This window comes from Burkholderia sp. APQ4-4ca (genome assembly GCF_057837105.1).
The window spans coordinates 20,210-39,121 of the sequence record NZ_JBYQCG010000227.1; the positions used below are offsets into that span (position 1 = coordinate 20,210).

Sequence of the window (18,912 nt, forward strand, 5' to 3'; positions counted from 1 at the left end):
GGCCGGCGCGACCGACTGCCGCCCGTGCGCGTCCTCGTACATCAGGCAGATCGGCTGCACCGCGCAGCCGGCCGATACCGCGGCCTGGAACAGGTTCGCATGGAACGGCAGCAGATCCTGGCCATCGGACGTCGTCCCTTCCGGAAACACGCACATCACGCCACCGTTGCGCAGGCGCTCGGCCATCTCGTGCATGATCCGCATCGCCTCGGTACGCTTCTCGCGCTGGAGGAACACCGTGTCGAGCTTCTCGGCGAGCCAGCCGACGACAGGCCACTGCCGCACCTCGGCCTTCGACACGAACGGCGTCGGCCGCCACGCATTGACCGCATAGATGTCGAGCCACGACACGTGGTTGCCCACGACGAGCGCGCTCGCGTCGAGCCGCGCGCCGTCGTTGTGGACGACGAGGCGCATCCCGCAGATCCGCAGCATCTTGACCGACCAGCGGCGTATCAGTTCGGCGCGGCGCGCGGGCGTGACGTGCGAAAAGCGCAGCGCGACGATCGCCATGCCGCGCAGCAGGTGAAAGACGAGACGCAGCTTGCGAAGAGCGGTCATGGCGAAGATCCGGCGTGGTTCAGTGGCGCTCGAACGCGACCTGCCCGGCCACGAGCGTCGCGCGCACGGTGGCCGGCAGTTCGTAGCCGAGGAACGGCGAGTTGTGGCCCTGGCTCTTCAGCGCACGCGGCTCGACGCGCCAGTGCGCGCGCGGATCGAACACGCACAGGTCGGCCGCGCCGCCTTCGGCGAGGCGCCCCGCCGGCAGTTGCAGCACGTCGGCCGGCGCGGACGTGATGCGGCGCAGCGCCTGCGCGAGCGGCGTACGCGTCTCGTCCGCCCACTTCAGCGTCAGCGACAGCAGCAGTTCGAGCCCCGTCGCGCCCGGCGTCGCTTCGCCGAACGGCAGCAGCTTCTCGTCGTCATCGACCGGCGTGTGGTCGGAGCAGATCGCATCGATCGTGCCGTCGGCGAGCGCCACGCGGATCGCTTCGCGGTCGCGCTCGCTGCGCAGCGGCGGGTCGAGCCGGAACTGCGAATCGAAGTAGCCGATGTCGACGTCGATCAGGTGGACGTGGTTCACGCCGACGTCGCAGGTCACGGGCAGCCCCTCGGCCTTCGCTTCACGCACGAGTGCCAGCCCGGCCGCCGACGACAGCCGCGCGAGGTGCACGCGCGCGCCCGTCACGCGCATCAGTTCGAAAATCGTGTGCAGTGCGATCGTCTCGGCCGCGACCGGCACGCCGGACAGCCCGAGCCGCGACGCGAGCGCGCCGCTCGCGGCCACGCCGCCGCGGCCGATGAACGCGTCGAGCGGACGCAGCCACGTCGTGTAGCCGTAGGTGCTCGCGTATTGCAGCGCGCGCAGCAACACCTGCGTGTCGCGCACCGGCACGTTCGCATGCGTGAAGCCGACGCAGCCGGATTCGGTCAGCGCGACCATCTCGGTGATCACCTCGCCCTTGAGGCCGACCGTCAGCGCGCCGAGCGGATGCACGTTCGCCTGGTGCAGGTTGCGCGCGCGGAACTTGAGCATCTCGACGAGGCCGGGCTCGTCGAGCACGGGATCGGTGTCGGGCGGGCACACGAGGGTCGTGACGCCGCCCGCGACGGCCGCGGCCATCTCGGACGCGAGCGTCGCCTTGTGTTCGTAGCCGGGCTCGCGCAGCCGCGCGCACAGGTCGACGAGGCCGGGCGCGACGATCAGGCCCGATGCGTCGATCGTCTTGTCCGCGTTGAAACCGGCGGGCGCGCTGCCCAGCGCGGCGATCTTGCCGTCCGCGACGAATACGTCGGCCTGCCGTTCGGTGCCGGCGACCGGGTCGATCAGCGTGCCGCCTTGGATATGAATCTTCATGCGCTGTCTGTGAATGCGTTGAATACGTTGAATGCCTGAACGAGGATGCGCGGAAGCGGGCTCAGTCGCTGTTGCCGGCGACGATGCCCATCACCGCCATCCGCACCGCGATGCCGAACGTGACCTGGTTGAGGATCACCGATTGCGGGCCGTCGGCAACCTGCGAATCGATCTCGACGCCGCGGTTCATCGGGCCCGGGTGCATCACGATCGCGTCGGGCGCGGCGAGCGCGAGGCGCTCGGGCGTCAGGCCCCACGTCTTGAAATACTCCTGCGCGGACGGCAGCAGCGCGCCGCTCATCCGTTCGTTCTGCAGGCGCAGCATGATGATCACGTCGACGCCCTTCAGCCCCTCGTCGAGGTTGTGGAACACCTTCACGCCCATCTGTTCGAGGCCGCCCGGCAGCAGCGTACGCGGGCCGATCGCGCGCACTTCCGGCACGCCGAGCGTGGTCAGCGCGTGGATGTCGGAGCGCGCGACGCGCGAATGCAGGATGTCGCCGACGATCGCCACGCGCAGCTTCGTGAAGTCGCGCTTGTAGTGACGGATCGTGTACATGTCGAGCAGGCCCTGCGTCGGGTGCGCGTGGCGGCCGTCGCCGGCGTTGATCACGTGCACGTGCGGCGCGCAGTGCTCGGCGATCAGGTACGGCGCGCCGCTCGACGCGTGGCGCACGACGAACAGGTCGGCATGCATCGCCGACAGGTTGTTGATCGTGTCGAGCAGCGATTCGCCCTTGCTCGTCGACGACGCATTGATGTTCAGGTTCAGCACGTCGGCCGACAGGCGCGTCGCGGCGATCTCGAAGGTCGTGCGCGTGCGCGTCGAGTTCTCGAAGAACAGGTTGAACACGGACTTGCCGCGCAACAGCGGCACCTTCTTCACTTCACGGTCCGTCACGCTGACGAACTGCTCGGCCGTATCGAGGATGTGATTGACGATCGAGCGCGGCAGGCCCTCGATCGACAGCAGGTGCTTCAGCTCGCCGTTTTTCGTGAGCTGCGGGTTGCCCTTCAGGAAACCGTAGCGAAACCGGTCGGGGCTCGCGGCCGCCGCGGGATTGCCGGTGCGGCCAGTGGTGTCGGTGGTCATGGTGTGCGTGATTCCAACTATGCAAACGGGCCGCGGTGCGAACCAGCGGCCCGGGATACGGTTCGCGTGTCGTTCAGGCGCCGTGCGACTCGCCGTGGGCCTCGATACGCAGCGTGAAGCGCGCATCGTCGCGCGCGAGCACGAGCGTCGCGTCGGCCGGCACGTCGAGCGTGCCGCCCGCGAAGCGCGCGGCGACCGGCAGCTCGCGGCCGCCGCGATCGGCGAGCACCGCGAGCTCGACCGCGGCCGGACGGCCGTAGTCGAACAGCTCGTTGAGCGCCGCGCGCACGGTGCGCCCGGTGTACAGCACGTCGTCGACGAGCACGATGCGCGCGCCGTCGATCTCGAACGGCAGCGAGGTCGGGCTGGCCTGGCTGTGCAGCCCCTTCTTCGCGTAGTCGTCGCGATGCAGCGCGACGTTGACGACGCCGAATGCCGTTGCGCCGAGATCGCGCGCGAGGCGCTCGGCGAGCCACGCGCCGCCGCTGTAAATGCCGGCGAGCCGCGGGCCGCCCGGTTCGGCGAACGCCGTGCCGTACGCGGCGCGGATCTGGTCGAGCAGGACGCGGTAAAGCGCCTCGGCGTCAATGGTGCTCATGGTCGGACAATTGATCGAGATACTGTTGAAGAATGACGCGCGCGGCTTCGGCATCGAGCATGTCGGTGCGGGCGCGGCCGCGCACGTTGCGCTCGCGCAGCCCGGCCTCGGCCTCGACCGACGAATAACGCTCGTCGACCCACGTGACGGGCAGCCCGAAGCGGCCGTTCAACTGGTTGCCGAAGCGCTTCGCCTGCTGCGTCATGTCGTGCGGCGTGCCGTCCGGATGCATCGGCAGGCCCACGACGAGCGCGTCCGGCCGCCATTCGGCCAGCAGGTCGCCGACCGCCTTGAAGCGGTGTTCGCGGTTCAGGTTTTGGATCACGAGGAGCGCACGGGCCGAGCGCGTCAGCGCATTGCCGATCGCGACGCCGATCCGTTTTTCGCCGTAGTCGAACGCCAGGAGCGTCGCATCGCGCGCGCTCGCGCCACTCATGCGTGCCCTGCTTCGCCGGACAGCATCGACGAACTGACGCCGAGCAGGCCGAGCGCGGCTTCGAAGCGCTCTTCGGCCGGCGTGTCGAACACGATGCGCGGATCGGCGGCGACCGTCAGCCAGCCGTTGCGGGAAATTTCTTCCTCGAGCTGGCCGGCGCCCCAGCCGGCATGGCCGAGCGTCAGCAGGAAGCGCTTCGGGCCGGTGCCCGTCGCGACCGCCTCGAGCACGTCCTTCGACGTCGTCATCTCGAGCCCGCCGTCGACGGACATCGACGAGTTGTAGCTCGCGCCCTCGACCGGCTCGTGCAGCACGAAGCCGCGCTCGGTCTGGACGGGGCCGCCGAAGTACACCGGAATGTGCAGCAGCGGCTCGATGTCGAGCTTCAGGTCGATGCGGTTGAACAGCGACTCGAGGTCGATGTCGGTAGGACGGTTGATGACGAGGCCGAGCGCACCGCGCTCGCTGTGATCGCAAAGATAGACCACCGTTCCCGAGAACGTCGGATCGGCCATGTTCGGCATGGCGATCAGGAACTGGTTGGTGAGATTGATGCGATCGGAAGGCTTTGACATGGTTTGAATTTTAGCAAAGACGCCGCGACCTGACCGGGCCGCGATCAACAAGCAACGCCGCGCCGCGCTGGCAACGGCGCGCGCGGATTACACGGCACTCTAACACGCGCGCGGGCGCTGTCGGCAGCGTGTTGCAGGCCCGCGCGACAAGGGCCGCCGTCGCGTGTCCGTCCCCTTGTCCGTCAGGTCCGGCCGAGGGCCGCGCCGAGTGCTTCGGAAGCCGCGGTGAGATCCGGCGGCGCGACGCCGGCCGCGATCTTCAGGAGCGCCGCACGCAGCATGTCGGACGCGTGGCGGTGCGCATCGAGGCCGCCGTCGGCGAGCGGCACGCCGTGCGCCGCACGACGCCATGCCAGGCCAAGCGTGTCGGCCAGTAGCGCCGCGTGGCCGAGCCCGAGCGCGCAGGCGGCCGTGCCGACCCGGTAGGCGGCGGCGGACGCGTGCCATGCGGCGCTGGCGTCGGCCGTGGCCGGGTTGGCGGCAAGGTCGGCCATCGATGCATCGGCGGTCTGCAGGAAATCCTCATAGGCATGCGCGTTGACGGTCACGACGCCGAGCGCACGAGTGGGCGCGGCAGCGACCGCGTCGTGCTCGGCCCGCGCGGCATCGGCCTCCCACAACGCTTCGGATGCGGGCGTGCCGGCGACGTGCCAGTCGACCGTCAACCCGTAGTCATGCAGCACGTCGACGAACGCGACGTCCTCGGCTGCGGCGCCGAACAGCGCGAAATCGCGCCACAGCAGCGCCACCGTCTCGCGCACCAGTTCGGGCGGCGCGCTGCGCCGGCCCTGCGCGTGTTCGCCGAGCAGCAGGTTGATCCGCGCGAGAAAGTGCTTCAGCTCGGGCGCGCCGCTTGCGCGCAGCGCGCGTACGCATGCGGCCGCGAGCCGCCAGAAATCGTAGGGCCCGTCGTCGGTGAGCGCGGCCAGCATCGCGTCGAGTTCGTCGAGCGCCGCGCCCGGCGCGCCGTGTCCGGCCCGCAGCACGCCGAGCAGCGCCTGCTCGTAGCGGGCGCGAATCCGGGCCGCGACTGCATCGGGCAGTGCGCGCAACGTGGCAGGCGGGACCGCACGGCCGGCCAGCGCGAGCGCATCGAGCGGCACGCTCGCGCGCAGGTCGGCGGCGCCTTGCGCGCGCAACGCACGGAAATGCTCGAAGAGAACGGGCGAACACGCGAGCTCGCGCAGGTTGTGGCGCCCGACGGCCGCACGAAAATCGCGCAGCGCCGCCCGCCAGCCCGCCGAAGTCGGCTCGGTGGCGAGGAGCGGCACGTCGGCCGCCAGTTGCCCGGCGAAACGCGCGGCCGGCAGCCAGCCGGCTTCGGCCAGCACGGCCGCGGCCGCCGCAAGCGGCGCCGCGGCGTCGTCGCGCCGCTCGAATGCGTCGGCGGCCGCCGCCAGCCACGCGTCGGCCGCGCGCACGGCCCCGCCGCGCGGGTTGGGCAATGCGTCAGGTTGGGGAACGTTCGCCGGATCGGACGTCATGGACACGCGCGCCTGTCATCGTCAAGTCGCTCGCGCGAACCGCGGTGCGCGAGCACCGGGCCGGGGCGAGGCCTGAGCAGAGTGTCCGTGGGCCAGCGGTCCGATCAGATCTGGACCATCTCGAAGTCTTCCTTGCGGGCGCCGCATTCGGGACACGTCCAGTTGATCGGGACGTCTTCCCAGCGCGTGCCCGGGGCAATGCCCTCTTCCGGCAGCCCGGCTTCTTCGTCGTAAATCCAGCCACAAATCAGGCACATCCAGCTCTTGTATTCCATCTTAAGCCGCGTCGGGGAAAAGTCGGTAAATTCGGGAGCCATGATGGTACCGTGTCGGGGCCGGACTGCCTAGCAATCGCGCTGGAGGACGGCAACTACGTTGCGCTGCGCTAAAAAATCCGTCGTCCCGGCCGGATTCCACCGCATAATGGTCGAAAAGTGCGGCCTGCCGGGCAACACGGGGCCGAACCAGCCCATTCGCCTCGCCGTCCGCATTTCCGTCGCTTGTCCGTTTTTCTCTTGCCCCATTTCTACATGTCCAGCAACGCCCCTCCGATCGTCCTTACCTTCGGCCTGTCCGATCCCACCGGCGGCTCCGGCCTCCAAGCCGATCTGATGACCCTGGCGAGCATGGGCTGTCACGGCGTGTCCGTCCTGACCGGCTATACCGTGCGCGACTCGGCCGCCTGCGAAGAAGTGACCGGCCTCGACCCCGACGTCGTCGCCGCACAGGCGCGCATGCTGCTCGAGGACATGCCGGTTGCCGCGTTCAAGATCGGCGCGGCGACGCGCGCGGAAGTCGTGAGCGCGATCGCCGAAGTCGTCGCCGACTACGACGGCGTGCCGCTCGTGCTCGCGCCGGACTTCACGCTCGACGACGAGCACGTGCTCGCCGCCGACGACCTGCGCGAATCGATCGCCGACCTGCTCGCGCCGCAAACCACGTTGCTGGTGGCCGACCACGCGACGCTGATCGCGCTCGCGCAGCCGGACGGCGACGCCGAGGCGCCGAATCTCGACGCGGCCGTGTCGCATCTGCTGTCGCAGGGCTGCGAATACATCCTGTCGTCGGAAACGGGCTCGCACCGGCTCGTCAATACGCTGTACGGCGAGGAAGGCCAGCTTCGCGAAGACATGTGGGATCGCTCGCCGCACCGGCTGATGGGCATCACCGATACGCTCGGCGCGGCCATCGCGGCGCTGCTCGCGAACGGCCAGGAGCCGCCCGAAGCCGTGCGCGAGGCGCAGGAATACCTGTACCAGGCCGTGCGCGACGCGTTCCGGCCCGGCATGGGCGCGTATCTGCCCGACCGGTTCTTCTGGGCGCGCAGCAACGACGAGTCGGACTCGCCGCCGGCCGTGAAGGCCGACCTGGTGTCGAGGACGTCCCACCGGCATTGAGTCGCGACGCGGCGGGCAGATTCCGCCGCCGTACGCCGCGCCGCCTTGGCGCGTGACGGATCCGGCCGCCCCGCGCACGCATCAAACCGCGCGCATAAAAAAAGACCCGCATCGCTGCGGGTCTTTTCTTTTGGCTGGAGCGCGCATCGCTGCGCGCTCCGGACACCGTCGACCGAAGTCGATTACATGTCCATGCCCATGCCGCCCATGCCGCCCGGCATGCCGCCCGGCATCGGTGCGTCTTCCTTCGGCAGTTCCGCGACGGCTGCGTCCGTCGTCAGCAGCAGGCCTGCGACCGAAGCTGCGTTCTGCAGCGCGGTGCGCGTGACCTTGGTCGGGTCGACGACGCCGGCTTCAACCATGTCGACGTACTCGCCCGTTGCTGCGTTGTAGCCGTAGTTGCCCTGGCCTGCAGCAACCGCCGCCACCACGACGCTGGCTTCTTCGCCGCCGTTCGTGACGATCTGGCGCAGCGGCTCTTCCATTGCGCGCAGCACGATCTTGATGCCGGCGTTCTGGTCGGCGTTCGCGCCGGTCAGGCCTGCGATCGCGGTGCGTGCGCGGATCAGCGCGACGCCGCCACCGGCCACGATGCCTTCTTCCACAGCTGCGCGCGTCGCGTGCAGTGCGTCTTCGACACGTGCCTTCTTTTCCTTCATTTCGACTTCGGTCGCGGCACCGACCTTGATCACTGCAACGCCGCCTGCCAGCTTGGCCACGCGCTCTTGCAGCTTTTCACGGTCGTAGTCCGACGTCGCTTCTTCGATTTGCGCGCGCACTTGCTTCACGCGTGCTTCGATGTTCACGGCTTCGCCTGCGCCGTCGATGATCGTCGTGTTTTCCTTGCCCACTTCGATGCGCTTCGCCTGGCCCAGTTCTGCCAGCGTTGCCTTTTCGAGCGTCAGGCCGGTTTCTTCCGCGACGACTTGACCGCCGGTCAGGATCGCGATGTCTTCCAGCATCGCCTTGCGACGATCGCCGAAGCCCGGCGCCTTGACCGCAACGGTCTTCAGGATGCCGCGGATGTTGTTGACGACCAGCGTGGCCAGTGCCTCGCCTTCGACGTCTTCAGCGATGATCAGCAGCGGACGGCCAGCCTTCGCGACTTGCTCGAGCACCGGCAGCAGATCACGGATGTTCGACACCTTCTTGTCGTGCAGCAGCACGAACGGGTTGTCGAGGACGGCGACTTGCTTGTCCGGGTTGTTGATGAAGTACGGCGACAGGTAGCCGCGGTCGAACTGCATGCCTTCGACGACGTCGAGCTCGTCGGCCAGCGACTTGCCGTCTTCGACGGTGATGACGCCTTCCTTGCCGACCTTGTCCATCGCTTCAGCGATGCGATCGCCGATCGACGAATCGCTGTTCGCCGAGATCGAGCCGACCTGTGCGATTTCCTTGTTGGTCGTGCACGGCTTGCTGATCTTCTTCAGCTCTTCGACAGCCGCTGCGACTGCCTTGTCGATGCCGCGCTTCAGGTCCATCGGGTTCATGCCCGATGCGACGTACTTCATGCCTTCGCGAACGATCGATTGCGCGAGGACGGTTGCCGTCGTCGTGCCGTCGCCTGCGTTGTCGCTGGTCTTGGAAGCGACTTCCTTGACCATTTGCGCGCCCATGTTCTGGAGCTTGTCCTTCAGCTCGATTTCCTTCGCGACCGACACACCGTCCTTGGTGACCGTCGGGCCGCCGAAGCTGCGCTCGAGCACGACGTTGCGGCCCTTCGGACCCAGCGTGACCTTGACTGCGTTGGCGAGAATGTTCACGCCTTCGACCATCTTCGAACGGGCGGAATCGCCGAATACGACGTCTTTAGCTGCCATCTTCTAACTCCTTGAATTCTTGGGAATATGTACCGTCGGAGGACGCTTACTTGGCGTTGACCACGGCCATGATGTCTTCTTCGCGCATGACCAGCAGTTCCTGGCCGTCGACCTTCACGGTCTGACCTGCGTACTTGCCGAACAGGACACGATCGCCGACCTTCACGTCGAGCGCGATCGGGGCGCCCTTGTCGTCGCGCTTGCCCGGGCCGATCGCCAGGACTTCGCCCTGATCCGGCTTTTCAGCAGCGGCGTCGGGGATCACGATGCCCGAGGCGGTCTTGGTTTCCTGATCCAGGCGCTTGACGATCACGCGATCGTGCAAAGGACGAAGGTTCATATTCACTCCTCTCTTGACTGAGATTGAAGAACGCTTAGGGAATCTGCCCGGCTGGGTGCCCGGCAGAGAATTGTTAGCACTCTCGTGCAGCGAGTGCTAATTATATGGACGGGTTTTGACAAATTCAAGAAGGAGAACCGGAGGAATTTTCGGGGAGGCGACGCGGCGGGAAAAACACGCAAAAACAACAAAAACTCCTTTTTAAACAAAGACATGTGGCATTCATCCAACCCGAACGGCGGCGCCGTGCGGCCCGCCGAACCCATCCAGCCCCGTTTGGACACCGGGTAAGCCCGGAGTTCCTGAGACCGGCGACCTCGCATCAAAAAAACCGTGCGGGCGCCGATTTCGTCCGCCACGACGTGCTCGCTCGCCGGCGTGGCCCGGCCGATTTCACGCGTCGGCGCAGTCCGCGCCGGACAGCGGCCGGAAGGTCCGGCCGTCCGTTTCGACGGTCGCGCCCAGCCGGCGCGCGAGCCCCTTCGCGCCTTCGCGCATCACGACGTCGTGATTCCATCGGAACAGCGGCCGCGCGAGCGGCTCCAGCCAGTTCATCCAGCCGTGCGTGCGGATGTGCCAGTCGTAGCGCACGACGGTGCGCGCGCCGTCGGCGGCGAACGACCAGCGGCCGTCGCCCTCGATCGCGCCGCTCGCATGGCCTTCGAGCGCGTGCGGCCGCTCGACGCGCCGCACGCGCATGTCGAAGGTCAGCCGGTACGGCAGCGCGCCCTTCCAGGTATACCGGTGCAATGCGCCGACGCCGCGCGCGTCGCCGGGCTCGAGCTCGACGGTGCGCACGGCGCCCTTCCACCAGTCGGGCCAGCGATCGGCCTGGTAGATCGCGTCCCAGACCGCCGCGAGCGGCGCATCCACCCGCCAGGTCGTCGAAAACCGGTACTCCGCCATGCAGCCTCCGGCATGCGCGTTCAGGAACACGGCGCGCCGTCAGGGCGCGAAGAAACGCTCGGGAAACGCGACGTCGATTTCCACGTCGTCGAGCGTCACGGTTTCGAGCGGCACGTCGTCGTCGCCGGCATAGCTGACGACTTTCAGCGGAAAACCGTCCGCGGCGTCGAGCCACAACCGGTAGCGATGCACGCCGTCGACCGCGTGCGCGGGCGCGCCCGTGACCAGCACGCGTTGCGCGGTCCGGCCGCCGACGGCCTCCTCGCCTTCGGTCACCGTCGCGCCGCCCTGCTGCAGCGCATGGACGTTGCGCAGCAGTTCGCCGACGTCGGAGCGGTCGACCCGGTGGCCGGCGCGGTCGCGCACGAGCGGATTGGACGGCGACAGCGTCAGCGCGGGCGGCGCATGCGTGCCGAACGGGCGCAGCGTGACCTTGCCGTCGCCGGGATCGTATGCGAGCACCGCGCCGCGATGCGGCGACACGAAATCCATCCGGACGAAGCCGGGTTTCAGGTACGCGTAGCGGATTTCGGTGTGCTCGCCGTCGCGCGCCGACGAGCGGATCGTCGCGCGGTACGAGCGGACGTGGTCGAAATGCGCCTGCGCGGCGGTCACGGGATCGGCTGTCATGCTCGCTCCTATCAGGCTCGCGGCCAGCAACGCGGCGATCACGGCGCCGCCTCGACTTCGAGCACGCCTTCCATCCCGCGCTCGCGATGGCTTCTGAAAAACAGCAGCCGGTGCGTGCAATAGTAGGCGAATCGCCCGGGCTGCACCGGCGTGAAACGGAACGTCTTCGGCGTCGTATCGAGTTCGGTGCGTACCGCGATGCCGGCCTGCGGCGCGTCGATTTCGAAACTGTGCGGCACCACGCCGGGCTCGGCCGATACCGTGAGCTCGACCGGCGCGTGCGCGCGGACGATCACATGATTCGGCCGGAAGAAATAGCTGCCGCCGACGATCGTCACGCGCTGCACGCCATCGGCATCAACCGGCACGCGCACGGGCGGGTCGCCGTCCGCGTGCGCAAGCATCGTGCCCGCGAGGCACGCCGTCAGCACGAGCCCCTTCATCATCGCCATCTTCATCGCCTGCTCCCCGCGGGCGCCGCGCGTCACCCCTTCCACGCATCGGTCGGCCCGCCCAGCGCACCGCATGCGTCGATCGCCAGCTCGCGCAGACGCCGTTCGTCGCCACGGCCGGACAGCGCATAACCCATGCCGCGATCCGACCAGAAATACGTGTAGCGGCCGTCGGCCGACAGCGCCTGCGGCGCGAGACGCCGCGCGTCGTATGCGGTCATGTACAGCGTCACGCGCGCGCCGTCCGCGCGCTGGTACATGAGCTGCGCGGCCGGCCCCGCGTCGCCGGGCAGCAACCGGCCGCCCAGCAGCGCGTAGCCGTATTCGTCGAGCGACGGTGCGCGCACCGGCCGACCGACGCGCGCGGACAACCACGCGGCGAGACGCCCGGGATCGGCCGCGCCGACTTCCACCGGATGTTCGCGGTCGGCCGCGTACACCGCGTACGCGACATCGGCGCGCGCGGCGAACGCCGGTTCGCGGCCGAACGCCGCCCAGCCCGCATGCAGCGCGACACCGATCAGCAGCCCGGCCGCCAGCCCCGCGAACGCATGCGCGACGGCGCGCCAGCGCGACGCGCGGCGCTGCACGAACAACGCGGGCGCCGCGCCCGGCAACGGGAACAGCGCCTTCAGCGCATCGCGCTGTGCGCGGTAATGCGCGAATCGTTCGGCTTCCTGCGGATCGGCCTGCAGGCGCGCGAGGACCTCGCGCCGCTCATGCCCGGACAGTTCGCCGTCCAGCAGCGCGGACAGCAGTTGCGCCGACGCATCGTCTTCCTGCTCGTTCGAAGGCTTGCGCGGATCGTCCATCATGGCTTCCCGATCACCCGTAACGTGGCCGCGCCGTGCGTCGACGGCGCGTCCGACAGCAGCGCGCGCATCTGGGCGCGCGCCCGCGCGAGCCGCGACATCACGGTGCCCACCGGCACGCCGAGCACCTGCGCGGCATCGCGATAGCTCAACTCCTCGAGCGCGACCAGCAGCAGCACCTCGCGCTGTTCGACCGGCAGCCGGTACAGCGCGCGCTGCACGTCGCGCAACTCCAGCCCGCCGACCTCGCCGGCCGGCGCGGCCATCGTCTGCCAGGGCGCCGTCGCATCGTCGACCGCGATCTCGTGCCGCGCGCGCAACTGGTCGATGAATCGGTGCCGCAACAGCGTCAGCAGCCATGCGCGCAGGTTGCCGCCGTCGCGCGGCGGCCGGTTCAGCGCACGCTCGAGCGTGTCCTGCACGAGATCGTCGGCCCACGCGCGCTCGCCCGTCAGCGCACGCGCATAACGCGTGAGATGCGGAAGCCACACCAGCAGGTCCGATTCATAGCTCATCGGGGCGCCTCGCGCGTCGCCGCGCAGTCACGGTCACGGCCGCGCGACGTGCCACATGCCGCCGATTCCGTCGCCGCCCGCGTCGCCGGCCTGGTGGTCCATCTTCCAGCGATACAGCGGACGGCCGCGGTATGCCCATTGCTTTTTGCCGTCGTCGCGGGCGACGAGGCTCAGCGCGCCCGACGCCTTGTCGTACGCGTCGGCGAGCGCGGGCGGCCAGTTGGCCGCGCACGTGCCGTCGCACATGCTCTTGCCCGGCGCATCGCGATCGAACACGTACAGCGTCATGTGGGCTTCGTCGACCAGTTTCCCGTCGCCGACCTGGGGCGGTTCCGCGGCCGCCGGCCGCACGATCGCCGCCGTCAACGCGGCAGCGAAGAGCATCCGTTTCATTCCCGTTCTCCTTGGCGTCGTGTCGCGACACGCTGCCGCCGGGCGGGACGATCGGCTTCGTCGCGATCATTATCCCGCCGGGCGGCCGTGCCGGAACTCGGTATGTAAACGGACGGCGGTGGTCGGTTATTCCATGCGGCGGCGCGACGAGCGGCGACGCATCATTCATACGACGCAAGCACGCGGGAAGCCGGAAATGACAAAGCGTCGTGCGGTTGCTGCCGGTTACCTCGGCAATGCGCCGGTCGGCGACCGGAGCAGCGTCGTCACCGGTGCGAGCGGGCTCCCTGCGCCGCCGACGTTGCCAAACGTGCCGGTGACCTGGTTCACGACGTCCTGCGCGTGCCGGCGGCCAAAACCGCATCTGCGCGCCCCAAGTTCAGCCGAAACGTACAGGCCGATACGGATGGGGATCGATATAAGTCGGCGCGCCCGTCATCATTTCGGCGAGCAGGCGGCCGGTGGCGGGCCCAAGCGTGAGCCCGTGATGGCAGTGGCCGAACGCGAACCACAAATGACGGTGGCGCGGCGCCGGCCCGATCACCGGACGCATGTCGGGCGTGCACGGCCGCATCCCGAGCCACGGTTCCGGATCGAGCCGCTCGCCGATGCCGAACGCGTCCCGCGCCAGCGGTTCGGCGCGCGCGAGCTGCACGCCGGTCGGCGGCGCGTCGCGCGGCGCGATCTCGACGCCCGTCGTGAGCCGCAGGCGGCCCCCCTCCATCGGCGCGACGACGAAGCCCGCCTCGGTATCGCACACGGGCACGTTCAGCGGCGCGCGTGTCGGCCGGTAATGCATGTGATAGCCGCGCTTCGCGCGCAGCGGAATCCGGTAGCCGAGCGGCGCGAACACCTGATCGGACCACGGCCCGAGCGCGACCACGGCCGAGCGCGCCGAGATCGGCCCGTGTTCGGACCGGACCTGCCAGCCGTCGTCCACCTGCACGAGCGTCGTCGCGTCGCCGTGCACGAACGTGCCGCCGTCGCGCTCGAACAGCCGCGCATAGGCCTGGGTCAGCCCGCCCGGGCTCGACACGGTCTTCGGATCCTGCCAGTGGAATGCGCCGCAGAATGCGTCGCCGATACCGGGCTCGCGCGCACGCAACGCATGCGCGTCGAGCACGGTCATCCGCAGCCCGTGCGCGGCGGCAACCTGCTGCTGCACGCGCGCTTGCGCGTCGAACAGCGCGGGCGAACGGAACGCCTCGATCCATCCGCCGTCGTGCACGAGCGGCTGCGCGTCGGTGCGCGCGAGCAGCGCATCGTGCTCGACGACGCTCGCCGCGACGAGCGGCAGCAGGTCGCGCGCGGCGGCCGCGAGCCGCTGGGGCGACGATTCGCGCCAGAAGCGCGCGAGCCAGCCCGCATACGCAGGCAGCGCGCGGTAATCCCAATAGAGATCGACCGAACGGTTGCGCGCGTAGCGCAGCAGCGTGCCGAGCCGGCGCGGAAACGCATACGGCACGACCGACGAGCGCTCGATCAGCCCCGCGTTGCCGTGGCTGGTTTCCTCGCCGGGCGCGCGCCGGTCGACGAGCGCGACGCGCAGCCCGCGATCCTGCAGATGCAGCGCCGACGACACGCCGACGATGCCGGCCCCCAGAACGATGACGTCGAAATCCATGGTCCCCCGCACTGCGTCGAGATGGGATGCGCGGTGCGCCGGCCCGCGGCCGGCACGCGGCGGCGCTTACTTCGCGATGATGTCGCGCTTGAAGTACTTCTGCGACAGCGCGCTCAGCGTGCCGTCCTTTTTCAGCGCGTCGAGCGCGCCGACGATCTTCGCCTGCAGCGCCTTGTCGTTCTTGCGCAGCCCGAAGCCGGTGCCTTCGCCGAGGGTCGCCGGATCCTTCAGCGGCTCGCCGACGATCTGGTAGCCGCGACCGGCCGGCTTGTCGAGGAACCCGTCCTGCGCGGTCTGCGCCTCCTGCACGGCCGCGTCGAGACGGCCCGCGACGAGATCGGCGTAGATCTGGTCCTGATCCGGATACGACACGACGGCCACGCCCGCATTCGCCCAGTGCGCCTTCAGGAAATCCTCCTGCGACGAGCCCTGCAGCACGCCGACGTGCTTGCCGCGCAGGCTCGCGACGTCGGGCTTCAGCGGCGAGCCGCGCTTCGCGACCATCACGATCGGCACCACGTAGATCGCCGGCGTGAAGTCGATGCTTTGCTTGCGCTTCGCGGTGATGTTCATCGCCGAATTGATCGCGTCGAACTTGCGCGCCTGCAGCGCCGGGATCAGCCCGTCGAACGCATTCTCGACCCACACGCACTTCATGTTCAGCTTCGCGCATACCGCGTTGCCGACATCGACGTCGAAACCCTGCAGTTGACCGGCCGGCGTCTTGCTCTCGAACGGCGGATAGGCGGCTTCGATCCCGAAGCGCAACGTGGTCTGTTCGGCATGGGCCGTGACGGCCGCGCACGCGAGCGCGAGCGCCGCGGCGGCGCAGAGGGAAAGTTTCCAGTTCATGACGGTCCTTCTGTTCCGGAGTGAGGCGATGAAGATCGGTCGCGCGCCGGGTCGGCATTCGACGCAGGCCGCCGCCGCACGGCGACGTGTCGGGTCCTGCACGCTAAATATAGACTAAAAGTCTACTGTAGACTATAGGGGATACGAGGAGATCACTACGTTGCTCGACGTCGAAATTTCGTTGCCCGCTCGTAAATGTCGTTGATTCCATGGTGTTTTTCATGAGTTCGGCACGGCCACGACGTCTCGAAAAGAAAAATCATCCCGATTTTGTTTGTCTATATTAGACTTTTTGGTCCATAAAATCCGCCGGACACCGTCTTTCGAGACTTTCTGTCCAGCCCGCACCGGAGATGTCCCGATGACGCAAACCGTCCCCACCCTGCCGCTGACCATCGACGAAGCCGCAGTGCGCGCGGCGCTGCCGTCGCTCGACGTGCTCGGCACGCTGCGCCGCATGTTCGCGTCGCTCGCCGCGGCGCGCGCGGTGCAGCCGCCGCAGACGCTCACGCTGTTTCCCGACCAGGCCGGCGACTTCATCACGTATCTCGGCGCGCTCGCCGACGAGCAGGTGTTCGGCGCGAAGCTGTCGCCGTATGTCGTGACGGGCGGTAAACCCGGCGGGAAACCGATCGTCACCGCATGGACCGCCCTGATGTCGATGCAAACCGGCCAGCCGCTGATGTGGTGCGACGCGGGGCTGCTGACCGTCGAACGCACGGCCGGCACGACGGCGCTCGCGGTCGACTGCCTCGCGCCGCGCGACGCGCGCCATCTGGCGATCGTCGGCGCGGGCGCGGTCGGCCTCGCGCACCTGCGGCACACGGCGGCGCTGCGCGACTGGGCCACGATCCGCGTGTACTCGCCCGCGCTGGCCGGCGATGCGGCGCTGCAGGCAAGCCTCGCCGCGCTCGACCCGCGCGCACGCGCGGGGGCGAGCGTCGAGGCGTGCGTGCGCGACGCGGACGTGGTGATGCTGTGCACGTCGTCGGGCACACCGGTGCTCGGCAACGGCATGCTCACGCGCCCCGCGCTCGTCACGTCGATCAGCACGAACGTCGCGCGTGCGCACGAAATCCCGCCCGCATGGCTGCCGGACATGGACGTCTACTGCGACTACCGGCACACGACGCCCGCAAGCGCCGGCGAGATGCGGATCGCGGCGGCCGAACACGGCTGGGATGCCGGCCGGATCGTCGGCGACCTGCCCGCGCTCGTCGCCGGCACCTGTGCGGCGCCGTCGCGCACGCGTCACGCACTGTTCCGCTCGATCGGCCTCGGGCTGGAGGACATCGCGATCGCGCACGCGCTATACATGCACCTGACGCGCGGATGAGCGCCCCGCGCGCGCGGGGCCGATACAATGGCGCAACCGCCGCGGCGGCCGCGCGCGGGCGCACGGGCATGCCGGCCGACGATGCGCCGGCCCGCCGGCCCGACACGCTGCCCGGCTCCCGCCCACCCGAGATCGCGACACCGATGCGCAAGAAGAAATCTCCCGTCAAAGACCTGCTGCTCACCCGCTATGCGCCGATCGCCGACGGTATCGCCGCGCTGTTCTTCCCGTACGCGGAAGTCGTGATCCACGACCTGCACGACCAGACCGTGCTGTATCTGGCGAACAATCTGTCCAAGCGCGAGGTCGGCGACGATTCCGCGCTCGAGGAAATCGATCATTCGGCGCGCGAGCGCGTGATCGGCCCGTACGAGAAGCTGAACTGGGACGGCCGGCGCATGCGCTGCGTGAGCAACGTGTTGTTCGACGACGAAGGCCGCCCGGCGGGGATGATGTGCATCAACTTCAACATCGCGGTGTTCGACGAGGTGCGCGCGACGCTGGACCTGTTCATCAAGGGCGCGGGCGTCGTCGCGCAGCCCGACGAGCTGTTCCGCGACGACTGGCAGGAGCGCATCAACACGTTCCTGCACGGCTGGCTGCGCGAACGGCAGGTCGGGTTGAACGGGCTCACGCGCGAGCACCGGCGCGAACTCGTCGAGGCGCTGTACGCGGAAGGCGCGTTTCGCGGCAAGAGCGCGGCGAACTACGTCGCGAACGTGCTCGGGATGGGGCGCGCAACGGTCTACAAGCATCTGAAGCACCTGAAGGAAACGCAGGGCGACGCCTGAGCGCGATGCGGCGGGCGTCATGACGGCCGGGCCCGGCCGTCGGTGCCGGGCGGTCGTTTCCGCGTCCAGGCTCGCGATACGCGGGCGCGGCTGCATGCCGCTCGGGCCTGCGGACGACGGAGCCTGGAAACCTAAAATGATATAGTCTCGGTTACATTTTTTTGCCGTCCCGAACCGCCCATGACGACCGCTCCCGCCCCGACCGACCGCCCCACCCTCACCGTCGAAATCTGGTCCGACCTGATCTGCCCGTGGTGCTGGATCGGCAAGCGCCGCTTCGACGAAGCGCTGGGCGCGTTCGCGCACGCCGAGCGCGTCGACGTCGCGCTGCGCGCGTACCGGCTGATGCCCGGCCGGCCCGTCGAGCCGGTCGAGGCGATGCTCGCGGGCAAATACCGGATGGCGCCCGCGCAGGTCGACCAGATGCTGCGGCAGGTGACCGAGGCGGCCGCGAGCGTCGGGCTGCGCTACGACCTGCCCGGCACGCTGGTCGGCGACACGCTCGACGGCCACCGGCTCGTGAAGCTCGCGCAAGCGTCGGGCCGCGCGCATGCGCTGACCGAGCGCCTGTATCGCGCGTATTTCTGCGAGCACGGCTCGCTGTTCGATCATGCCGCGCTGACCGCATTCGCGGTCGAAGCCGGGCTCGAGCGCTCGGCCGTCGAAGCGGTGCTGCGCAGCGACGCGTACCGCGACGAAGTCGACGCCGACATCGCGCGCGCCGCACAGATCGGCGGGCGCGGCGTGCCGCTGTTCGTGTTCGGCGGCCGCTACGCGGTATCGGGCGCGCAGCCGGCCGACGCGTTCGCGCAAGCACTCGACCAGGCGTGGCGCGACGGCGTCGTCGCACTGGGCGGCGGCGACGCGGCCGCCTGCGGCCCCGACGGCTGCGACCTGCCGGCGCGCGCGTAACGCGCATCCCGCTTCACGCGCGCCGGGGCCAAATGCGCCACTGCGCGCCACTACGCGACGCTCCTGCCATGAACCGACAGGAAGC

Annotated in this window: 22 protein-coding genes; 4 read left to right on the forward strand and 18 right to left on the reverse strand. The window is 69.0% G+C overall.

Annotation, left to right across the window (positions count from 1 at the left end; translation table 11 throughout):
- The 8 genes from AC3IFE_RS26225 to AC3IFE_RS26260 all read right to left on the reverse strand — a co-directional run.
- Window positions 1-561 (reverse strand): lysophospholipid acyltransferase family protein (locus AC3IFE_RS26225; protein WP_489192940.1); only part of this gene is annotated, 561 nt, incomplete at its 3' end.
- A 19-nt stretch (window positions 562-580) separates the two neighbouring features.
- On the reverse strand, window positions 581-1,858 hold the full coding sequence (locus AC3IFE_RS26230; RefSeq protein ID WP_050011686.1) for a dihydroorotase: 1,278 nt from the start codon (window positions 1,856-1,858) through the stop codon (window positions 581-583).
- 61 nt (window positions 1,859-1,919) lie between these two features.
- Entirely contained in the window at window positions 1,920-2,951 is a 1,032-nt protein-coding gene (locus AC3IFE_RS26235; RefSeq protein ID WP_006476735.1) for an aspartate carbamoyltransferase catalytic subunit, read from the reverse strand.
- 73 nt (window positions 2,952-3,024) lie between these two features.
- Window positions 3,025-3,549 (reverse strand): bifunctional pyr operon transcriptional regulator/uracil phosphoribosyltransferase PyrR, encoded by a 525-nt coding sequence (gene pyrR, locus AC3IFE_RS26240; protein ID WP_489192943.1) that lies wholly within the window; start codon window positions 3,547-3,549, stop codon window positions 3,025-3,027.
- Window positions 3,536-3,985 (reverse strand): Holliday junction resolvase RuvX, encoded by a 450-nt coding sequence (ruvX, locus tag AC3IFE_RS26245; protein WP_027783702.1) that lies wholly within the window; start codon window positions 3,983-3,985, stop codon window positions 3,536-3,538. Before ruvX ends, pyrR begins: the two co-directional genes overlap by 14 nt.
- On the reverse strand, window positions 3,982-4,560 hold the full coding sequence (locus AC3IFE_RS26250) for a YqgE/AlgH family protein (RefSeq protein ID WP_006491354.1): 579 nt from the start codon (window positions 4,558-4,560) through the stop codon (window positions 3,982-3,984). The genes ruvX and AC3IFE_RS26250 overlap by 4 nt, the downstream gene beginning before the upstream one ends.
- A 182-nt stretch (window positions 4,561-4,742) precedes the next feature.
- Window positions 4,743-6,044 (reverse strand): FimL-related protein, encoded by a 1,302-nt coding sequence (locus AC3IFE_RS26255; protein WP_301738081.1) that lies wholly within the window; start codon window positions 6,042-6,044, stop codon window positions 4,743-4,745.
- Between the two features lie 104 nt (window positions 6,045-6,148).
- The gene (locus tag AC3IFE_RS26260) at window positions 6,149-6,319 is read right to left on the reverse strand and encodes a rubredoxin (protein ID WP_004186709.1); all 171 of its coding nucleotides are present in this window, start codon (window positions 6,317-6,319) and stop codon (window positions 6,149-6,151) included.
- Window positions 6,320-6,574: 255 nt separating this feature from the next.
- On the opposite strand from AC3IFE_RS26260, the gene AC3IFE_RS26265 reads away from it, so the two are divergent.
- Window positions 6,575-7,441 (forward strand): hydroxymethylpyrimidine/phosphomethylpyrimidine kinase, encoded by an 867-nt coding sequence (locus AC3IFE_RS26265; protein WP_089466798.1) that lies wholly within the window; start codon window positions 6,575-6,577, stop codon window positions 7,439-7,441.
- A gap of 182 nt (window positions 7,442-7,623) precedes the next feature.
- On the opposite strand, the gene groL is transcribed toward AC3IFE_RS26265, so the two are convergent.
- The 10 genes from groL to AC3IFE_RS26315 form a co-directional block, all read right to left on the reverse strand.
- Window positions 7,624-9,264: a chaperonin GroEL gene (gene groL, locus AC3IFE_RS26270; protein ID WP_012328020.1), complete on the reverse strand. Its 1,641-nt coding sequence runs from the start codon at window positions 9,262-9,264 to the stop codon at window positions 7,624-7,626.
- 46 nt (window positions 9,265-9,310) lie between these two features.
- Window positions 9,311-9,604, reverse strand: a complete 294-nt coding sequence (gene groES / locus AC3IFE_RS26275) for a co-chaperone GroES (RefSeq protein WP_004186661.1) — start codon at window positions 9,602-9,604, stop codon at window positions 9,311-9,313.
- A gap of 393 nt (window positions 9,605-9,997) precedes the next feature.
- The gene (locus AC3IFE_RS26280) at window positions 9,998-10,510 is read right to left on the reverse strand and encodes an SRPBCC family protein (protein ID WP_089467900.1); all 513 of its coding nucleotides are present in this window, start codon (window positions 10,508-10,510) and stop codon (window positions 9,998-10,000) included.
- Between the two features lie 39 nt (window positions 10,511-10,549).
- Entirely contained in the window at window positions 10,550-11,182 is a 633-nt protein-coding gene (locus tag AC3IFE_RS26285; protein ID WP_089466797.1) for a LolA family protein, read from the reverse strand.
- On the reverse strand, window positions 11,179-11,598 hold the full coding sequence (locus tag AC3IFE_RS26290) for a quinol oxidase (protein WP_489192951.1): 420 nt from the start codon (window positions 11,596-11,598) through the stop codon (window positions 11,179-11,181). Before AC3IFE_RS26290 ends, AC3IFE_RS26285 begins: the two co-directional genes overlap by 4 nt.
- Before the next feature lie 26 nt (window positions 11,599-11,624).
- Window positions 11,625-12,407, reverse strand: coding sequence for an anti-sigma factor family protein (locus AC3IFE_RS26295; RefSeq protein ID WP_301738079.1), 783 nt, complete (start codon window positions 12,405-12,407; stop codon window positions 11,625-11,627).
- Complete coding sequence (locus tag AC3IFE_RS26300) at window positions 12,404-12,919, reverse strand: sigma-70 family RNA polymerase sigma factor (protein WP_069621210.1); 516 nt, start codon at window positions 12,917-12,919, stop codon at window positions 12,404-12,406. Before AC3IFE_RS26300 ends, AC3IFE_RS26295 begins: the two co-directional genes overlap by 4 nt.
- Before the next feature lie 33 nt (window positions 12,920-12,952).
- Complete coding sequence (locus tag AC3IFE_RS26305) at window positions 12,953-13,312, reverse strand: COG4315 family predicted lipoprotein (protein ID WP_301738077.1); 360 nt, start codon at window positions 13,310-13,312, stop codon at window positions 12,953-12,955.
- A gap of 379 nt (window positions 13,313-13,691) precedes the next feature.
- Window positions 13,692-14,936 carry an NAD(P)/FAD-dependent oxidoreductase gene (locus AC3IFE_RS26310; RefSeq protein ID WP_489192954.1) on the reverse strand — a complete coding sequence of 415 codons (1,245 nt, stop codon included), beginning with the start codon at window positions 14,934-14,936 and terminating at the stop codon, window positions 13,692-13,694.
- A gap of 66 nt (window positions 14,937-15,002) precedes the next feature.
- The gene (locus tag AC3IFE_RS26315; protein WP_489192956.1) at window positions 15,003-15,788 is read right to left on the reverse strand and encodes an ABC transporter substrate-binding protein; all 786 of its coding nucleotides are present in this window, start codon (window positions 15,786-15,788) and stop codon (window positions 15,003-15,005) included.
- Between the two features lie 361 nt (window positions 15,789-16,149).
- Between AC3IFE_RS26315 and AC3IFE_RS26320 the strand changes: the two genes are divergently transcribed.
- The 3 genes from AC3IFE_RS26320 to AC3IFE_RS26330 all read left to right on the forward strand — a co-directional run bounded on the left by AC3IFE_RS26320 (window position 16,150) and on the right by AC3IFE_RS26330 (window position 18,827).
- A complete protein-coding gene (locus AC3IFE_RS26320) occupies window positions 16,150-17,124 on the forward strand; it encodes an ornithine cyclodeaminase family protein (protein ID WP_489192958.1) in 975 nt (324 codons plus the stop codon).
- Entirely contained in the window at window positions 17,121-17,915 is a 795-nt protein-coding gene (locus AC3IFE_RS26325) for a helix-turn-helix transcriptional regulator (protein WP_301738074.1), read from the forward strand. The genes AC3IFE_RS26320 and AC3IFE_RS26325 overlap by 4 nt, the downstream gene beginning before the upstream one ends.
- Before the next feature lie 180 nt (window positions 17,916-18,095).
- Window positions 18,096-18,827 (forward strand): DsbA family oxidoreductase, encoded by a 732-nt coding sequence (locus AC3IFE_RS26330; RefSeq protein ID WP_489192961.1) that lies wholly within the window; start codon window positions 18,096-18,098, stop codon window positions 18,825-18,827.
- Window positions 18,828-18,912: the final 85 nt, after the last annotated feature.